Genomic DNA, 17,793 nt, shown 5'->3' with positions numbered 1-17,793 from the left:
CGGAGTGTCCGAGGAGGGCGCTGCCCTCCTCGGGCTCCACCCGCCAAGGGCCGAAGGGCCCTTGGAACCCTTAAGTCTAGCCATTGGTTTCCAAAGGCCTTTCGGCCTTTGGCGGGTGGGAGTTTGAGGGAGGGCAAAGCCCTCCCTCAACGCCGCCGCAGGAAAGCTTGGGAGGAAACATTGCCGCAACGCGGCGGATACGCAGTGCCGATCCTGGCGCTGACGCTCGGCCATGTCTTCGCCAATGCCGTGCGCTCGATTCCCGCCCTTGCGGCCGATGTGCTGCAGCGGGATCTGCTGCTCTCGCCCGAGGGGCTGGGGCTGATGGCGGCCGTCTACCCGCTGGCCTTCGCCTTCGGCATGGTGCCGGTGGGGGTCGGGCTGGACCGCTTCGGGGTGCGCCGCACCTCGCTTTCCCTCTTCGCCGTGGCGGGCGGCGGCGCGGTGCTGGCGGCGCTGGCGCCGGGGGCGGGCAGCATGGTGCTGGCCCAGGCGCTGCTCGGCTTCGGCTGCTCCGGCATGCTGATGTGCCCGATGACCTTCGCCGCCCGCAACGTGCCGCCTTCGCGCTTCATGATCTGGTCCGGCATCATCCTCACCTTCGGCAATTCCGGCCTGCTGCTCTCGGCCAGCCCGCTGGCCGTGCTGGTGGATTGGGCGGGCTGGCGGGCCAGCTTCTGGGTCTCGGCGGGGCTGGCTGCGCTCGCCTTCCTCGCCGTGGCGGCGACGGTGCCGGGGGGGCGGCCGGCGCGGGCCGCCGGCTCCAGCGTGCTCGGCGATGCGCGGGCGGTGCTGGCGCTCGCCGCCTCCCGCCCGCTGCGGCCGATGATGGCCATCGCCTTCGCCAGCTTCGCGGTGATGTACGGCATCCGCGGCCTCTGGGGCGGGCCCTGGCTGATGGAGACGAAGGGGCTGGACCGGCTGGCGGCAGGCAACATCCTGCTGGGCTTCGCCCTGGCGATGACCCTGGCGCCGGTCATCTGCGGCGCCATCGGAAGGGCGGCGGGGCGGCCGGTGCTGCTGCTGGCGGGCAGCCATTTCACGGTGGCGCTGATGCTGGTGGCGCTGGTGGCGGGCGGCCCGGAAGGGGCGGCGCTGCCGCCGGCCTATGATGCGGCGATGTTCTTTGTCATCGGCTGCGTCATCTCCTTCCAGATCCTCTGCTTCGACGAGGTGCGGCGGCTGGTGCCGGCGGAGCTGGCGGGGCGTGCGCTCTCGGCCCAGAACATGTCCTTCTTCGGCGGCGCGGCGGTGCTGCAGGTGGTGGCGGGGCTGGCCGCGGCCTGGGGCGGGCCGGGGGCGGCGCTGCTGAGCTTCGCCCTGGCGCTGGTGATCTGCACCGGGCTGTTCCTGCTCTGGCGGCGGGCGGGCTAGAGCGTTTTCGGTTCACATGCGTTCACCGAAAACGCTCTACGCCTTTGTTTGCACAGCAGATTCACGCCTTCGGGCGATGCCGCCCTACGGCGATCTGCTCTAGGCTGGCGGCAAGGCTTGCGGCGCTGGCGGAGACGGCCAGCGGCCGGGACGGGGAGAGGGGCGGCATGCTGCGCAGCATCCTGGTGGCGCTGGACGATACGCCGGGGGCGCAGGCGGCCCGGGACCTGGGCATCGGTCTGGCGCGGCGGCTGGGCGCGGCGCTGACCCTGGCCGTGGTGCTGGACCGGCCGCACAGCCGGGATGCGGAGGAGCCGGTGCCGGTGGGCGGCGCCGCCTTCGCGGAGCGGCGCAACGCCGTGCTGGCGGCGCGGCTGGAGGCGGAGGCGCAGGCGGCACTGGACGCGGCGCGGCAGGCGGCCGCCGGCCTGCCCTTCGCCGAGCTGCGGCTGGAGGAGGCGCCGGAGCCCGCCCTGCTGCGGGCGGGGGCGACGCATGACCTGATCCTGCTCGGCCGCGACAGCACGCTGGGGCGGGAGGAGAATGAGGACGGGCTGGCCCCGGTGGTGGAGGCGCTGCTGAAGGACGGGCCGCGGCCGCTGCTGGTGGTGCCGCCCGGGGCACCCGCCGAGGGACAGGTGCTGGTGGGGTATGACGGCTCCCTGCCGGCACAGCGGGCCTTGCAGAGCTTCGCCCTGCTGGGGCTGGCCGAAGGCGCGCCGGTGACGCTGCTGGCCGCGCATGCCGAGCGCGAGGAGGCCGGGCGGCTGGCGGCCGAGGGCGCCGCCTATCTGCGCCGGCACGGGCTGGCGGTAACGGAATGGCCTGTGGTCGGCGGCCATCCGGCGGAGCTGCTGCTGGCCGAGGCCGCCCGGCTGCCGGCGCGGCTGCTGGTGATGGGCGGCTTCGGCAAGACCGGGCTGCGGGCCTTGCTGCTGGGCACCAGCACGCGCCGGCTGCTGCGGGAGGCGCCCTGCGCGGTGTTCGTCCAGCACTGATTTTTCCCCACGAAGTCGCTGCGCGCCTTCACGGGGGGGCGGATTCGTTGAACTCCGAAGATCCCGCATAGCCTTCTGCGGGAAAGCCGCGGACGGACACCGGGTGGTCGTGGGTTTGATGGGGGCGCCAGGAATTCCTACGAAGACGCCGCACCTCTTCGCGGGACCGGATTCGCTTGTCTTCCGCGACCTTGCATCTCATTCGGCAGCAAAGTCGCGGAAGAACGATGGGCGACAGGCTGCTTGGGCGCAGCGCCAACCCGATCCCGCGACGCCGCATGCGCGCCCGCATGGGAAGCGGATACGCAAGCTTCCCGAGACTCCGCACGCCCGCCGCGGCGCAGCAATGAATGGGCGCGCTCCTCCCCACGGGCGGGGAGGGAGGCGCCTCGTCAGCCCAACGGGATGTCCGCGGCCAGCACCGTGCCGGACTGGCTCTCGGTGATCAGCAGGGTCCGGCCATCGGGCGTCAGGCAGCAATTGGTCGGCATGCGGCCGAAGCCGGTGCAGTCCAGGCGGAACAGCGGCATGCCATGCGGGTCTACGCCCCAGACCTGGCCATGGCCGGGATTGGCGATGAAGAGCCTGTCCGCCGCATCCACCGCCATGCCATCCGGCCCGGAAGTGCCGGCGGGGACGCGGAAGAAGCAATTCGCCTTGCCCACCACCGCATCGCCGCGGAGCGCGAAGCGCCAGACCTCGCAGCTCCTTGTCATCGCCACGTAGCAATGGGTGCCGGCGGCGTTCAGCGCGATGCCGTTGGGGCTGGGACCGTTGCCGATCAGCCGGTCGATCCGGCCATCCGCGCCCAGCCTCCAGACCCGGCCGGAGGGGTCCTGCAGCCCGGTCTGGCCCTGATCGGTGAAGAGGATGTTCCCGGCGGCGTCCACCACCAGGTCGTTCAGCCCGCGGAAACCCTCGGAGAGGACATTCTCCAGCACCGGGGCGATGGCGCCGGTCGCGGGGGCGAGGCTCAGCAGCCCGTGGCGGTAATCGGTGATGAGCAGCTCGCCCTCCCGGGCGGCGAGGCCGTTCGGCCAGCCCTCATACTCGGCGATCAGCTCCCAGGCCTCCCCCTTCACGCGGAAGATGCGGCCATTCGGGATGTCGCTGACATAGAAGGCGCCCGCCGCGTCGAAGCAGGGGCCTTCCAGGAAGCTGTCGATGGCCGCGCCGGCGCGGTTGGCGTCCGACCAGGCGGTGCGGCGCGGCTGGCGCAGGCCAGAGGGCAGGGCGGAGAAGCGGCGAACCGGGAGTTCGCGGGGCGGGGGCGGCCACATACCACCTAGCCTGGACCCAGGCGCGGCCCGTGCAAAGGGGGGCGAGAGAGGCGCTGCCCCTCTCGCGCTCTCCCCCAGGGGCCGAAGGGCCCCTGGACCCCTTGGGCTGGGCTCCACCGGAACTCGGACCGGGGTCCGGGGGCAGGTCCTGGCTTCGGCGGGGGGCGGCGGCACTGCCGCCAACGGGGCGGAGCCCCTTGCCCCTACCGTTTCGCCCGCCATGATGCACCCCATGCCCCATACCCCAACCGGCCGGTGAACGGCCGGCTTGCCGGCGCGGCGCTGATGCTTCTGGCGCTGGCGACCTTCTCCTGCATGGACACGCTGCTGAAGCTGCTGACGGCGCGCTTTGCCGTGCCGCAGCTCATGTGGGCGCGCTTCCTGTTCAGCCTGCTCTCCGTCGCCCTGATGTTCCGCCTCACCATGGGCCGGCTGCCCTGGCGCAGCCGCGCCCCCGGCCTGCAGATCGCCCGCAGCCTGATGCTGGCCGGCTCCAACTGGCTGTTCTCCAACGCGCTGGTGCATATCCCGCTGGCCGATGCCACGGCGATCGGCTTCGCCTCCCCCTTGCTTACCGTGGCGCTCGCCGCCGTCTGGCTGCGGGAGAAGGTCTCGCCCCGGCGCTGGGCGGGGGTGCTGATCGGCCTGCTCGGGGTGATGCTGGCGGTGCGCCCGCCCTTCCTGACCGGGGGGCACAGCATGCATTGGGCCGCGCTCTTCCCGCTCGGCACGGCCAGCCTCTTCGCGGTCTATGCCATTCTCACGCGCAAGCTGGCGGCGATCGACGACCCGCGCACCACCATCCTCTACACCGGCTTCGCCGCGAGCATCGCCACCAGCCTGGTGCAGCCCCTGGTCTGGGTCTGGCCCGGCGCGCTGGACTGGGTGCTGCTGGTCGCCCTTGGCCTGCTGGGGGCGCTGGGGCATGGGATCATGGTGGTGGCCTATGCCAGGGCACCGGTCAGCCTGCTCGCCCCGCTCTCCTATACGCAGCTGATCTGGGCAACTCTCGCCGGCATTCTGGTGTTTGCCGACTGGCCGGATGGCTGGACGCTGGCGGGCGCGCTGGTCATTGCCGGGGGCGGGGTGCTGGTGGCGCTGCCGGACCGGCGGCCCGGCGCCACCTGAAACCCGGCTTGCGTCGGAGTCCCGCTTGGTCTAGCGAAGCCTTCAAGAATTCGGGGGAGAGGGATCATTTCCCACGCAAGGCTCCAGGTGGCCGATCGCAAGCTGGGCCACCCCCGCGCGGCGCTCGACACCGATGCGGTGCGCGAGGCCTATCGCCGCTGGGCGGGCATCTATGACAGCGTCTTCGGCGGCGTCTCGGCCGCCGGCCGCCGCCGCGCCGTTGCGGCCGTGAATCTGCTGCCGGGCCGGCACGTGCTGGAAGTGGGCGTCGGCACCGGCCTCGCCCTGCCGCTCTACGACCCGCGCAAGAACGTCGTCGGCATCGACCTCTCCCGCGACATGCTGGCCAAGGCCAAGGAGCGGGTGCAGCAGGAGAAGCTGCGCAACGTCGAGGGCCTGGTGGAGATGGATGCCGAATCCATGGCCTTCGCCGATGGCAGCTTCGACATCGCCGTGGCCATGTTCACCGCGACGGTGGTGCCGGATGCCCGGCGCCTGTTCCGGGAAATGCGCCGGGTGGTGCGGCCGGGGGGCGAGCTGCTCTTCGTGAACCATTTCGCCGCCGAGGGCGGGCTGCGCTGGTGGGCGGAGCGGACCCTGGCGCCGCTCTCCCGCGTGCTGGGCTGGCACCCGGATTTTGCCCTGGGCGACCTGCTGGACGATCCGCGCCAGGCGGTGGAGATCACCCCCTGCCAGCCCTTCGGCCTGTTCACCCTGGTGCGCGTGCCGAACCGCGCCCTGGCCTGACGCCGCCGCAGGCCAGATGCGGCCGCGGCGCGCCGCGGCGGAAGACCAGCACCGGCTGCCGCCCGGCGGCGCAGAGGCCGCGCATGGCGGCGCGCAGCGGCACGCTGCCCCCCTGGCTCCAGGCGGCCGCCAGCCGGGCCATCGCCACCCGGCTCTGATAGCTGGCGCCCCGCTCCTCATCCGCGGAATGGTACTGGGCGATGGCGGTGCCCCAGTGGCCGGTGCGGGCGTAGAGCGCCTTCAGGAAGCGGATGGCATAGGCGACGTTGCGCGCCGGGTCGAAGCCGTCCTCCGGGCGGGGGAAGGCGTCCGGGTGGTGCAGCAGGTTGATCTGCATGCAGCCGACATCGATGGAGCGGCGGCCGCCTTCCAGCAGGGCGCGCACCTCCGCCTCGGCGGCGGCGCGACTCGGGGCGAAGCCGGGCTCGCCCCCCGCATTCCAGGACCAGGGCCAGGGGGCGAGGCGGCCGGAGGCGGGGTCCTGGCGGCCGGTCTCCACCATGGCGATGGCCAGCAGCAGGCCGCGGGGAAGGCCGGAGGCGGGCTCGGCGGCGGCGATGGCTTGGCGGCAGAGCGCCCAGTCCTGGGCGAGGGCGGGGGTGCACCACAGGAGAAAGAAGAGAAAGATGGGGGCGCTGCCCCCATGCCCCCGCCGGGGACCGGACCGGTCCCCGGACCCCGGTCCGAGTCTGCTGATCAAGGCACCTCGCACGACTCTCAACCGGTGATGGCGTCCCACAGGAGTTTGGCGTTCATCACCAGGATCACGGTGGTAGCGAGCCAGCCGAGCACAAGTTGCCAGCGCGGGGCGGCCAGCTCGCCCAGGCGCCGCGCATCGCTGGCGAACAGCATCAGCGGCACCACGGCAAAGGGAAGCTGCAGGCACAGCACCACCTGGGAGAGGATCAGCAGCTGCGCGGTGCCGGAGGGGCCGTAGAAGGCCGTCACCACCACCGCGGGGACGATCGCCACCAGCCGCGTCACCAGCCGCCGCAGCACCGGCGGCATCCGCAGGCCGAGGAACCCCTCCATCACCACCTGGCCGGCCATGGTGGCGGTGACCGTGGCATTCACCCCGCAGAGCAGCAGGGCCACGGCAAACAGCGTGGCCGCCGCGGTGGTGCCGACCATGGGCGCCAGCAGCGCATGCGCCTCCTGGATCTCCGCCACCTCCGTCCGGCCGCCGGCGTGGAAGACCGCGGCGGCGGTGATGAGGATGGCGGAATTCACCAGCAGGGCCAGGCAGAGCGCCACCGTGCTGTCGATGGTGGCGAAGCGGATCGCCTCCTGCCGCGCCGCCGGCCCGGTCCCCACGGCGCGGGACTGCACCACGGCGGTGTGCAGGTAGAGGTTGTGCGGCATCACCGTGGCGCCGAGGATGCCGATGGCGATGTAGAGCTGCTCCTGCTCCGTCAGGATGGAGAGGGAGGGCAGGTAGCCCCGCATCACCGCCCCCCAATCCGGATGGGCCAGGGCAAGCTGGGCGGCGAAGCAGCCGAAGATGAGCAGGATCAGCCCGGCCACCAGCGCCTCCAGCCAGCGCACCCCGCGATGCTGCAGCCAGAGGATCAGCAGCGCATCGGCCGCGGTGAGGATGACGCCGAGCAGCAGCGGAATGCCGAAGAGCAGCTCGAGCGCGATGGCGGTGCCGATCAGCTCCGCCAGGTCGGTGGCGCAGATGGCGATTTCCGCCAGCCCCCAGAGCCCGTAGCCGACCGGCCTCGGGAAGCGCTCCCGGCAGAGCTGCGCCAGATCCCGCCCCGTGGCGATGCCGATCCGGGCGCAGAGCGCCTGCAGCAGCATGGCCATGAGCGAGGAGGCCAGCGCGACGGTCAGCAGCGTGTAGCCGAAGGCCGATCCCCCGGCGAGGGCGGTGGCCCAATTGCCGGGGTCCATGTAGCCGACGGCCACCAGGTAGCCGGGGCCGACGAAGGCCAGCAGCCGGCGCAGCCAGCCGCCGGCATGCGGCACGCCGACGCTGCGATGGATTTCCGGCAGGCTGACGCCGTCCTCCGCCGTGGCGGATTGCGGCCGGTTCAGCATGGATGACGCCCCGGGCGGCGCGATTCGGGCGCGCCGGCGGAGGGGATGCGTGAACAGGTCTTCAACTGTTCAATTGTCCCTTGTTTTTCAAACGTTTAGAACATGACCGCAAGTGTGCCCCATGGCGCGTCCTGTCAAGCCTTCGCTTGCCCTGGCGCTGCCGCAGCGCGACTGTAGGGGCTGGGCGAGGCGAGGCGACATGCGCGGGCGGGAGCGGATCGGCGACGACCAGGTTGTCGAATTGGCGGAGATGTTCCGCCTGATGAGTGACCCGACGCGGCTGAGAATCATTCTCGCCTGCCTCGATGCGCCGGCGGCGGTGGGGGAGATGGCGGAGCGCCTCGGCATCTCCGCCTCCCTCGTCTCCCACCATCTGCGGCTGCTGCGCGCCGCCCGGCTGCTGCAGGCGGATCGCCGCGGCCGTCAGGTCTTCTACGCGGTGCAGGACGAACACATCCGCTCCATGCTCTCCGACATGGTGGACCATGTGGCGGAGGTGGATGCGGAGGCCGAGGGCGGCGGCTGAGCCACCGGCCCGCCTGCGGCGCCCGCGCGTGCCGCCATGTAACCCGCCCGCGCCCCGCCCAGCCTGACTTGTGAGGCTGCTGCGGCCCGACTATGGTCCCGCCTGCATCGCTCCCCCCCTGCTCCGGCAGGGGACGCGACGCGCCGGCTGGCCCGCCCTGCATTGCAAGGCGGCCGCGGCTGTGGAGGCATCAGGGCGGCGCGCGCCGGCGCGTCCGGGCGGGATACGGGATGCATCGGTTGATCGGGCGTTGGATCGGCAAGGCGATGGGGCTGGCAGCCGCGGCCCTGCTCGGCATGGGGCAGGCCCTGGCGCAGGGCGCCTCCGGGGGCGTGACCGGAGAGACGCATACGAGTTTCGGCGCGCCGGTGCCCTGGGGGGTGGGGCTGCAGGCCGCGGGCGGCCCGGTGAAGGAAGCGATCCACGACTTCAATACGCTGGTGCTGTGGATCATCATCGTCATCACCATCTTCGTCACCGCGCTGCTGGCCTATGCGGTGTGGCGTTTCCGCGAGAGCGCGAATCCGACGCCGTCGCGCACCAGCCACAACACGCTGCTGGAAGTGGCGTGGACGGTGGTGCCGGTGCTGATCCTGATCATCATCGCCATCCCCTCCTTCCGCCTCATCTACTATGAGGACCGGGCGCGCGAGGCGGACCTGACGATCAACGTCCAGGGCCGGCAGTGGTACTGGCACTACGCCTACCCGGACAATGGCGGCTTCGCCTTCGACAGCCGGCCGATCCCGACCGAGGAGCTGCAGCCGGGCCAGCTCCGCAACCTGACGGTGGACGAGCCGCTGGTGATCCCGGTGGGCGCCAATGTCCGGGTGCTGACCACGGGGCAGGACGTGATCCACAGCTTCTTCGTCCCGTCGCTGGGCGTGCAGAAATACACCATCCCCGGCCGGACGCTGGAGACCTGGTTCCGCGCCGACCGCGCCGGCACCTTCTACGGCCAGTGCAACCAGATCTGCGGCACCAACCACTGGTTCATGCCCATCCAGGTCCGCGCCGTGTCCCCGGCCGAGTTCCAGGCCTGGGTCGAGGAAGCGAAGAAGAAATACGCGGCGGCCACCCCCGCGGCACCGGAAGCGGCGCCGCAGCTGGCTGCCCTGGCAACGAGCGAGACGAGGCGGGACTGATCCCATGGCAACCGCGACCCATCACGACGAGCATGGTCATCACGACCACGCGCCGGGCTTCGTGGCGCGCTGGTTCTTCAGCACGAACCACAAGGACATCGGCACCCTCTACCTGATCTTCTCGGTCATCGCCGGGATCGTCGGCTACGTCCTCTCCCTGCTCATGCGCATGGAGCTGCAGACCCCGGGGATGCAGATCTTCTCCGACGGGCAGGCCTGGAACGCCGTGGTCAGCGCCCACGGCATCATCATGGTGTTCTTCGTGGTCATGCCGGCGCTGATCGGGGGCTTCGGCAATTGGTTCGTGCCGATCATGATCGGCGCGCCGGACATGGCCTTCCCGCGCATGAACAACATCAGCTTCTGGCTGCTGGTGCCGGCCTTCATGATGGGCGTCGCCAGCCTGTTCGTCGGCGAGGGCGCCGGCGCGGGCTGGACGATCTACACCCCGCTGTCGGACATCGCCTACCACCCCGGCATCTCGATGGACCTGGCGCTGTTCGCGCTGCACCTGGCCGGTGCCTCCTCCATCATGGGCGCGGCCAATTTCATCACCACCATCTTCAACATGCGCGCGCCCGGCATGACGCTGCACAAGATGCCGCTCTTCGTCTGGGCGATGCTGGTGACCGCCTTCCTGCTGCTGCTGGCGGTGCCGGTGCTGGCGGGCGCCATCACCATGCTGATCACCGACCGCAACTTCGGCACGGCCTTCTTCAAGCCCGAGGGCGGCGGCGACCCGGTGCTGTTCCAGCACCTGTTCTGGTTCTTCGGCCACCCCGAAGTCTACATCATGATCCTGCCGGGCTTCGGCATCATCAGCCACATCGTGTCCACCTTCAGCCGCAAGCCGGTCTTCGGCTACCTCGGCATGGCCTACGCCATGGTGGCGATCGGCGTGGTCGGCTTCGTGGTCTGGGCCCACCACATGTTCACCTCGGGCATCGACGTCGATACCCGGGCCTACTTCATGGCCGCGACCATGGTCATTGCGGTGCCGACGGGCATCAAGATCTTCTCCTGGATCGCCACCATGTGGGGCGGCTCCATCCAGCTGAAGCTGCCGATGCTCTGGGCCATCGGCTTCATCTTCCTGTTCACCGTCGGCGGCGTCACCGGCGTGAAGCTGGCCAATGCCGGCGTGGACGTGGTGCTGCACAACACCTATTACGTCGTGGCGCACTTCCACTACGTGCTGTCGCTGGGTGCCGTTTTCTCCATCTTCGCCGGCTTCTACTACTGGATCGGCAAGATGAGCGGGAAGCAGTACCCGGAATTCTGGGGGAAGGTGCATTTCTGGCTGCTGTTCATCGGCGCCAACCTGATCTTCTTCCCGCAGCACTTCCTGGGCGCGCAGGGCATGCCCCGCCGCTACCCGGACTATCCGGACGCCTTCGCCCACTGGAACTTCATTTCCTCCATCGGCGCCTATTTCGCCGGCGCCTCGGTGCTCGTCTTCCTCTATGTCTGCTGGAGGACCTTCACCTCCAAGGAGCATGTGGCGGACAATTACTGGGGCGAGGGCGCCACGACGCTGGAGTGGCAGGTCAGCTCCCCGCCGCCCTTCCACACCTTCGAGGAGCTGCCGCGGGTGCGCTGAGCGCCCCGGCCCTCGGAACCGGACCCGGAACGCCACGCCGCAAGGTGTGGCGTTTCCTGCTTCAAGGCCGTAAACAGGGCCACCATGTCCGACGCAGCCGCCGCCGCCACGCCGATCGACACCGACCTCTCCGAGGTCTCCGACTGGGTCGCCCTGCTGAAGCCCCGGGTGGTGTCCCTGGTGCTGCTGACGGGCATCTGCGGGCTGCTGGTGGCGCCGGGGCGCCTTCCCGTCGCCCTGGCCGTTGCCGCCATGCTCTGCATCGCGCTCGGCGCCGGGGCGGCGGGCGCCATCAACATGTGGTACGACCGCGACATCGATGCGGTGATGCGGCGGACCAAGTCCCGGCCCATTCCGGCCGGGCGCATCGCCCCTGGCGGCGCGCTGGCCTTCGGCGTCGGCCTCGCCGCCGCCTCCGTCGCCATCATGGGGCTGGCGACCAATTGGGTGGCGGCCGCGACGCTCGGCGTCTCCATCCTCTTCTACGTCTTCATCTACACCATCTGGCTGAAGCGCCGGACGCCGCAGAACATCGTCATCGGCGGCGCCGCCGGCGCCTTCCCGCCGGTGATCGGCTGGGCGGCGGTGACCGGGGAGGTGAGCGTCTATCCCGTCATCCTCTTCGCCATCATCTTCTTCTGGACGCCGCCGCATTTCTGGTCGCTGAGCCTCTACGCCCATGCGGACTATGCCCGCGCCGGCGTGCCGATGCTGCCGGTGACCCGCGGCGCGCGGGAGACGCGGAAGCAGGTGCTGCTCTACACGCTGCTGCTGCTGCCCATCAGCCTGCTGCCCAGCCTGCTCGGCTATGCCGGGCCCTTCTACGCCGCGGTGGCGGGGCTGCTCGGCGCCGGCTTCGTCTACCATGCCCTCCGCGTCTGGCGGGACCGCCAGGACGCCGAGGGGCGCAGCCTGACCGGCGACGCCCCGGCACGGCGCGCCTTCCGCTATTCCCTGGCCTACCTCGCCCTGGTGTTCCTGGCCGTGGTGGTGGACCGGCTGGTGCTGCGATGACGCCGGAGGAGAAGGCGGAATTCTACCGCCGCCGGCGGCAGAAGAACTGGGCGGTGCTGGGCGCCCTGCTGATCCTGGTCGTGCTGTTCTTCTTCATCAGCACGGCCCGGGTGCTGCGGGGCGGCTGAGCGGCTGCTAGGCGCCACGCCGGGGCGCCACGGCCCGTCCGGCCCTGCCGGAACGCCTTGTTGGGCCGCCGGTCAAGCGCCCGGTCCGCCGGGCCGGGCAGGGGTCTCGCCCCGGGCATCCTGCGGTCCGGGCGGACATCCGGTCAGGTGATCCCATCTGATCCGGCAATGCTCCGGGCAGGTTTTCGGCCGCCGCCCCGGGCGGCCATGTTGCAATGAGGCGCATGATGGATCCCGCAACGCTCCGCCGCCGCAACCGCTTGATGGGGATCGGCGTCGCCGGCCTCGTCGTCGGCATGGTCGGCCTCGCCTTCGCCTCCGTGCCGCTCTACCGCATCTTCTGCCAGGTCACCGGCTATAACGGCACGGTGCAGGTGGGCGGCCCCGCCGCGCCGGGGGCGGGGGAGCAGGTGGTGACCATCCGCTTCAACGCCAACACCCAGCCCAACCTGCCCTGGCGCTTCGCCCCGATGCAGGGCGCCACCTCCCTCCGGGTGGGGGAGGAGGGCGTGGCCTTCTACCAGGCGGCCAACCTGTCGCAGCAGGCGGTGACGGGCGTCGCCACCTATAACGTCACTCCCGAGGTGGTGGGCAAGTATTTCCACAAGACCGCCTGCTTCTGCTTCAACGAGCAGACCCTGGCGCCGGGGCAGGAGGTGGACATGCCCATCTCCTTCTGGGTGGATCCGAAGATGGCGGAGGACCCGAACACCCGGGACATCCGCACCATCACAATCAGCTACACCTTCTTCCGCAGCCTGGACGATGCGGAGCGCAGCGGGGCGCTGGCGAATGCCGGGCCGCATGTGGGCTCGGCGATCCGCGCGACGCCCTGAGCGCGCCGCCTCTCCCGCACCGGGCCGCGAAGCCGCAGGCCGGCCCCTGCAGCCCGGGGCGAAGGTCCCTGCCGCTGGCGGCCCGGCCCCGCAGCCCGGCGGATGGCGTCCTCGGGCCGCCCGCCTCCAGCTGAACGGCCCGCCTGCCTGCCCGCTTCGCCGGAGAGGCGGCGAGCCGGGCGGCCAGCACACCGGGGCGGGATCGGCCGCGCTTCGTGCCGCCCTCCTGCGCCGGCTCCCTGTCCGGCCGTGTGGGTCGTGGTTCCGCTCGGTCCGGCCGCAACCGATCGCGCTCCAGGCCTGTGCCGGGCTTTCCCCGCGGCCGGCGCGCCCATGGGCGGCCGAACCGCCCCCGGATGCCGGAATTTCCCGCCCCCACCCTTGATCGCCGCCGGGTTTTGAGGATTGATGCGGCACACTGCACCGGGGCCCCGTGGGCACCGGACCACTCTGTCAGGACGCGCGATGGCCAGCACCACGGATATGGCGGCGGCGGAACCCGCCCCGCTGCACAAGCACCCCTACCACCTGGTCGATCCCTCGCCCTGGCCGCTCATCGGCTCCTTCGCCGGCGGGGCGCTGGTCCTCGGCATCATCCTGCTGGCGCATTACGGCATCCATTGGATGCTCTACCTCGGCATCATCGGCGTCCTCTCCACCATGTTCTTCTGGTGGCGGGACGTGATCCGGGAGGCGCACACCCCCGGCATGCACACCCCCGTGGTGCGCATCGGCCTGCGCTACGGCATGACGCTGTTCATCGCCTCCGAGGTGATGTTCTTCGTCGCCTTCTTCTGGGCCTATTTCCACTTCGCCCTCTACCCGAACCATGTCGCGGGCGCCGAGGTGGCGATCTGGCCGCCCAAGGGCGTGCTGACCTTCGACCCCTTCGGCCTGCCCTTCCTGAACACGATGATCCTGCTGCTCTCCGGCTGCACGGTCACCTGGGCGCATCACGGGCTGCTGAATGGCGACCGCAAGACGCTGATCCAGGGCCTGGCGCTGACCGTGGTGCTGGGCGCCAGCTTCACCTTCTTCCAGGCGGTGGAGTACATGGAGGCGCCGTTCAAGTTCACCGGCGGCATCTATCCCTCCACCTTCTTCCTCGCCACCGGCTTCCACGGCTTCCACGTGCTGGTCGGCACCACCTTCCTGCTGGTCTGCCTGATCCGCGCCATGAAGGGCCATTTCACGCCGGAGCGGCATTTCGGCTTCGAGGCCGCCGCCTGGTACTGGCACTTCGTGGACGTGGTGTGGCTGTTCCTCTTCGTCTGCATCTACTGGTGGGGCGCCGGCGAGATCGCCGAGCACTGAGATGTCCGCCACGGGGCCGGCACCGCTGGTGCCGGCAGCGCTTCTGGGCCGCTGTCCGCGTTGCGGGCGCGGCCCGATCTTCATCCGGGTGCTGGAGGTGCGGGAGGCCTGCCCGGTCTGCGGCCTCGATCTCCGCGCCCATGACGCGGGGGACGGCCCGGCGGTGGCCGGCATCTTCGTGGCCGGCGCCGTGGCGGTGATCGCCGCCCTCTTCGTGGACACCAAATTCTCGCCGCCCCTCTGGGTGCATGCGGTGCTGTGGCCGGCGCTGGTGCTGCCGCTGACGCTGCTGGTCATGCGGGTGGCGAAGGCGGCGCTGGTCGGGCTGAACTACCGCCACCGGCCGGGATAGGCAGCGTCCTGTCCCGACGCCATCTGCCGCGCATGCCCGACGCATCCCCTTCTCCGCCCCGCCGCCGCTGGGGGCTGGCGCTGGCCGCCCTGCCGGTGCTGGCGGTGCTGCTCGGCCTCGGCACCTGGCAGGTGCGGCGGCTGCATTGGAAGACCGAGCTGCTGGCCCATATCGCCGCCGCCGAGGCAGGGCCGACGCAACCCCTTTCCGCCAGCCCGGAGCCCTTTGCGAAGGTCGCCGCCACCGGCCGCTTCGACCATGGGCGGGAGGCGCTGCTGGGGGTGGAGCTGCGCGGGACCACCCTCGGCGCCCGTCTGCTGACGCCGCTGCTGCGGGAGGGGGCGCCGCCCCTGCTGGTGGACCGCGGCTGGGTGCCGCTGGAGCGGGACCGGCCGATCGGCCATCCCGAGGGCGAGGTCACGGTCACCGGCTATGTCCGCCCGGCCGACAGCCGGGACTGGAACAGCCCGAAGGACGATCCCGCGGGGCGGCGCTTCTACCTCTTCGACCCCGCTGCGATCGGGCAGGCGCTGGACCTGCCGCCGCCCGCGCCCTTCGGGCTGGTGGCGCTGGCGGCGCCGGGCGCCACGCCTGCGACCCTGCCCGTGGCCGCCTCGGCGCTGCCGCGGCCGACCAATCCGCATCTCGGCTATGCCGTCACCTGGTATGGGCTGGCGGCGGCGCTGGCGGGGGTGGTGCTGGCGGCGCTGTGGCGGCGGCCCGAGCCCGCGCCGCCGCTGCCTGCCGGTGAGGACGGCCCATGACACCGCCTTCGACGGTGCCGGGCGCGCCGGATGCGCCCGGACGGGATGGAGAAGAGGAAGACCGCCGCATGAACCCCGCCTATCAGCGCCTCGCCACCCGCTTCGCCCGCATCGCCACATTGGGCGAGGCCAGCGCCATGCTGCACTGGGATGCCAGCGCCATGATGCCGCCCGGTGGCGCCGCGGCGCGGGGCGAGCAGCTCGCCACCCTCGCCGGGCTGCAGCATGAGCTGCTGACGGCGCCCGAGGTGGCCGAGGACCTCGCCGCCGCCGCGGCGGAGGGCGAATGGGCAAGCGCCAACCTCGCCCTGATGCGGCGCGAGCATCGCCGCGCCACCTGCCTGCCGACCTCGCTGGTGGAGGCGACCACCCGCGCCAACGCCGCCTGCGAGAAGATCTGGCGGGAGGCCAAGGCGAAGGCGGATTTCGCCCTGGTCCGCCCGGCCCTCGCCGAAGTCGTCCGGTTGCAGCGGGAGAGCGCCGCGGCGCTCGCCGCCGCCACCGGCCTTGCCCCCTATGACGCGCTGATGGATGGCTACCAGCCCGGCATCGCCGCGGCGGATGTGGAGCCGATCTTCACCGCCTACGAGACCTTCCTGGCCGAGGCCCTGCCACGGGCCGAGGCCCGCGCGGCCGCCGCGCCCGCCCCCCTGCCGCTGCCCGGCCCCTTCCCGGTGGCGCAGCAGCGTGCCCTGTGCCGGGAGATGTCGGAGCGGGTCGGGCTGGACTACGACCATGCCCGCCTGGATGAGAGCCTGCACCCCTTCTGCGGCGGCACCCCCACCGATGTCCGCATCACCACCTTCTATGCGGAGCAGGAGGTGGGGAAGGCGCTGCTCGGCGTGCTGCACGAAACCGGCCACGCCCTCTATGAGCGCGGCCTGCCGGAAGCCTGGGCGCGCCAGCCGGTGGGCCAGGCGGCGGGGATGGCGGCGCATGAATCGCAATCCCTGATCATCGAGATGCAGGCCTGCCGTTCGGACGCCTTCCTCGGCTTCCTCGGCCGCCGGCTGCACGCCACCTTCGGCGGCGAGGCCGCGCCCTATGCGCGGGAGAACCTGGCGCGGCACTGGCGCCGCGTCGCGCGCAGCTTCATCCGCGTGGATGCCGATGAGCTGACCTACCCGGCGCATGTCATCCTGCGCTTTCGGCTGGAGCGGGCGATGATCGAGGGCAGGCTTGAGGTGGCCGACCTGCCCGCCGCCTGGAATGAGGGGTTCCGGGCGCTGCTCGGCATCGCCCCGCCGGATGATGCGCAGGGCTGCCTGCAGGACATCCACTGGCATGACGGCGCCTTCGGCTATTTCCCGAGCTATACGCTCGGCGCCATGGCGGCGGCGCAGCTCATGCAGGCGGCGCGGGCGGCGGTGCCGGGGCTGGATGCGGCGATCGCCGAGGGCGATCTGCGGCCGCTCACCGCCTGGTTGCGGGAGAAGGTGCACAGCCAGGGCTCGCGCCTCGGCTTCCAGGATTTGCTGCGGCATGCGACGGGCAAGCCGCTCGACCCCGCGGATTTCATGGCGCATCTCAGCGCACGCTATCTGCAATAGGGCGGCTCGCGCCGAGCGGAGTCGCCGGGCGGCCGGACCGTCCGAGGCCGGAGCGTGATGGGGTGCCGTCGGATCGGCCGCACCGTGGATGGGGCCCGACCGGGCAACGAGCCGGAGCAGGATGAGGGAGCGAGGCTCGACCGATCCCGCCTTGGCGCGGTGCCCCGCCGGCAAGGAGAGGGCGGGGCGCCAAGCCGCCGGCCCGCCCTCTCCCTGCCGCCGTCAGACCCGGCGGAACACCAGCATCAGGTTGTTCGCCGGCATCTCCTCCACCAGCGGGGCGGCGAAGCCGGCGGCAGCGGCCTCCGCCGCCACCTCCTCCAGCGCCCGCACCCCCCATTCCGGGTTCTGCCGGCGGAGCTCCGCATCGAAGGCGGCGTTGCTCGGGGCGGTATGGGCGCCGCCGCGGCGGAAGGGGCCGTAGAGGATCAGCGCCCCGCCCGGCGCCAGGCAGCGCGCCGCCCCGGCCAGCAGCGTCGGCGTCGCCGCCCAGGGGGCGATATGGATCATGTTCGCGCAGAACACCGCATCCGCACGGTCCAGCGGCCAGGGGGTCTCCCGCACATCCAGCGCCAGGGCCGGGCGGAGATTGGGCAGGCGGGTCGCACGCGCCCAGGCATCGACGCTGGCCCGGGCGCCGGGGTCCGGATCGCTCGGCTGGAAGGCGAGGCCGGGCAGGGCGGCGGCGAAATGCACCGCATGCTCCCCGCTGCCGCTGGCGATCTCCAGCACCAGCCCGGATGGCGGCAGGTGCCGGCGCAGCACCGCCAGGATGGCGTCCCGGTTGCGGAGCGTGGCAGGGGCGTGGCGGCGGGCATCCTGGGCGCGTGCAGCCATGCGGGGGCCTCCCTCAAGGTTTGCTCCAAGGATCACGCACTGGTGCGAATGGTCACGCGCTATTTGCGCCGCAGCCGACATCTCCCGCCCATGGCGCGCAGGCCGGCGATGTTGCGGCCCATCAGGGGGCGCTGCCGGCTTGGTTGGGCGGCGCTCG

At 71.5% G+C, this 17,793-nt stretch carries 18 protein-coding genes; 14 read left to right on the top strand and 4 right to left on the bottom strand.

Annotated features, from left to right (window positions below):
• Positions 1-180 precede the first annotated feature (180 nt).
• Both NJ376_RS15910 and NJ376_RS15905 read left to right on the top strand, forming a co-directional pair.
• Entirely contained in the window at positions 181-1,374 is a 1,194-nt protein-coding gene (locus tag NJ376_RS15910) for an MFS transporter (RefSeq protein WP_252954267.1), read from the top strand.
• Between the two features lie 167 nt (positions 1,375-1,541).
• Positions 1,542-2,372 carry a universal stress protein gene (locus tag NJ376_RS15905; protein WP_252954266.1) on the top strand — a complete coding sequence of 277 codons (831 nt, stop codon included), beginning with the start codon at positions 1,542-1,544 and terminating at the stop codon, positions 2,370-2,372.
• Positions 2,373-2,764: 392 nt separating this feature from the next.
• Here NJ376_RS15905 and NJ376_RS15900 read toward each other — a convergent pair whose 3' ends face one another.
• On the bottom strand, positions 2,765-3,652 hold the full coding sequence (locus NJ376_RS15900) for an SMP-30/gluconolactonase/LRE family protein (RefSeq protein WP_252954265.1): 888 nt from the start codon (positions 3,650-3,652) through the stop codon (positions 2,765-2,767).
• A 255-nt stretch (positions 3,653-3,907) separates the two neighbouring features.
• Between NJ376_RS15900 and NJ376_RS15895 the strand changes: the two genes are divergently transcribed.
• Positions 3,908-4,780: a DMT family transporter gene (locus tag NJ376_RS15895; RefSeq protein WP_252954264.1), complete on the top strand. Its 873-nt coding sequence runs from the start codon at positions 3,908-3,910 to the stop codon at positions 4,778-4,780.
• Between the two features lie 87 nt (positions 4,781-4,867).
• Positions 4,868-5,527 (top strand): class I SAM-dependent methyltransferase, encoded by a 660-nt coding sequence (locus NJ376_RS15890; protein WP_252954263.1) that lies wholly within the window; start codon positions 4,868-4,870, stop codon positions 5,525-5,527.
• Here NJ376_RS15890 and NJ376_RS15885 read toward each other — a convergent pair.
• Complete coding sequence (locus tag NJ376_RS15885; RefSeq protein ID WP_252954262.1) at positions 5,490-6,227, bottom strand: transglycosylase SLT domain-containing protein; 738 nt, start codon at positions 6,225-6,227, stop codon at positions 5,490-5,492. The two genes, NJ376_RS15890 and NJ376_RS15885, sit on opposite strands and share 38 nt — an antisense overlap.
• Before the next feature lie 17 nt (positions 6,228-6,244).
• Positions 6,245-7,570 (bottom strand): Nramp family divalent metal transporter, encoded by a 1,326-nt coding sequence (locus NJ376_RS15880; RefSeq protein ID WP_252954261.1) that lies wholly within the window; start codon positions 7,568-7,570, stop codon positions 6,245-6,247.
• A gap of 121 nt (positions 7,571-7,691) precedes the next feature.
• On the opposite strand from NJ376_RS15880, the gene NJ376_RS15875 reads away from it, so the two are divergent.
• From NJ376_RS15875 to NJ376_RS15835, 10 genes are all read left to right on the top strand, one after another.
• On the top strand, positions 7,692-8,096 hold the full coding sequence (locus tag NJ376_RS15875) for an ArsR/SmtB family transcription factor (protein WP_456309433.1): 405 nt from the start codon (positions 7,692-7,694) through the stop codon (positions 8,094-8,096).
• A gap of 230 nt (positions 8,097-8,326) precedes the next feature.
• On the top strand, positions 8,327-9,241 hold the full coding sequence (gene coxB / locus NJ376_RS15870) for a cytochrome c oxidase subunit II (RefSeq protein WP_252954260.1): 915 nt from the start codon (positions 8,327-8,329) through the stop codon (positions 9,239-9,241).
• Between the two features lie 4 nt (positions 9,242-9,245).
• The gene (ctaD, locus tag NJ376_RS15865; RefSeq protein WP_252954259.1) at positions 9,246-10,841 is read left to right on the top strand and encodes a cytochrome c oxidase subunit I; all 1,596 of its coding nucleotides are present in this window, start codon (positions 9,246-9,248) and stop codon (positions 10,839-10,841) included.
• A gap of 84 nt (positions 10,842-10,925) precedes the next feature.
• Entirely contained in the window at positions 10,926-11,855 is a 930-nt protein-coding gene (locus tag NJ376_RS15860) for a heme o synthase (RefSeq protein WP_252954258.1), read from the top strand.
• A complete protein-coding gene (locus NJ376_RS28775; protein WP_256476386.1) occupies positions 11,852-11,983 on the top strand; it encodes a hypothetical protein in 132 nt (43 codons plus the stop codon). The genes NJ376_RS15860 and NJ376_RS28775 overlap by 4 nt, the downstream gene beginning before the upstream one ends.
• Before the next feature lie 224 nt (positions 11,984-12,207).
• Positions 12,208-12,819 (top strand): cytochrome c oxidase assembly protein, encoded by a 612-nt coding sequence (locus tag NJ376_RS15855; protein WP_370288315.1) that lies wholly within the window; start codon positions 12,208-12,210, stop codon positions 12,817-12,819.
• Between the two features lie 465 nt (positions 12,820-13,284).
• On the top strand, positions 13,285-14,133 hold the full coding sequence (locus NJ376_RS15850; protein WP_252954257.1) for a cytochrome c oxidase subunit 3: 849 nt from the start codon (positions 13,285-13,287) through the stop codon (positions 14,131-14,133).
• A 1-nt stretch (position 14,134) separates the two neighbouring features.
• A complete protein-coding gene (locus NJ376_RS15845; RefSeq protein ID WP_252954256.1) occupies positions 14,135-14,485 on the top strand; it encodes a DUF983 domain-containing protein in 351 nt (116 codons plus the stop codon).
• 32 nt (positions 14,486-14,517) lie between these two features.
• Positions 14,518-15,249: an SURF1 family protein gene (locus tag NJ376_RS15840; RefSeq protein WP_252954255.1), complete on the top strand. Its 732-nt coding sequence runs from the start codon at positions 14,518-14,520 to the stop codon at positions 15,247-15,249.
• 68 nt (positions 15,250-15,317) lie between these two features.
• Positions 15,318-16,799 carry a carboxypeptidase M32 gene (locus NJ376_RS15835; RefSeq protein ID WP_252954254.1) on the top strand — a complete coding sequence of 494 codons (1,482 nt, stop codon included), beginning with the start codon at positions 15,318-15,320 and terminating at the stop codon, positions 16,797-16,799.
• A gap of 222 nt (positions 16,800-17,021) precedes the next feature.
• Here the strand turns inward: NJ376_RS15835 and NJ376_RS15830 are convergent, their stop codons facing one another.
• Positions 17,022-17,636, bottom strand: coding sequence for a DUF938 domain-containing protein (locus NJ376_RS15830; protein WP_252954253.1), 615 nt, complete (start codon positions 17,634-17,636; stop codon positions 17,022-17,024).
• Positions 17,637-17,793: the final 157 nt, after the last annotated feature.

Source organism: Siccirubricoccus soli, from assembly GCF_024178315.1.
Taxonomy (GTDB): domain Bacteria; phylum Pseudomonadota; class Alphaproteobacteria; order Acetobacterales; family Acetobacteraceae; genus Siccirubricoccus; species Siccirubricoccus soli.
The sequence above is the reverse complement of the archived record's forward strand: the minus strand, read 5'-3'. Positions and strand labels throughout refer to the sequence as shown.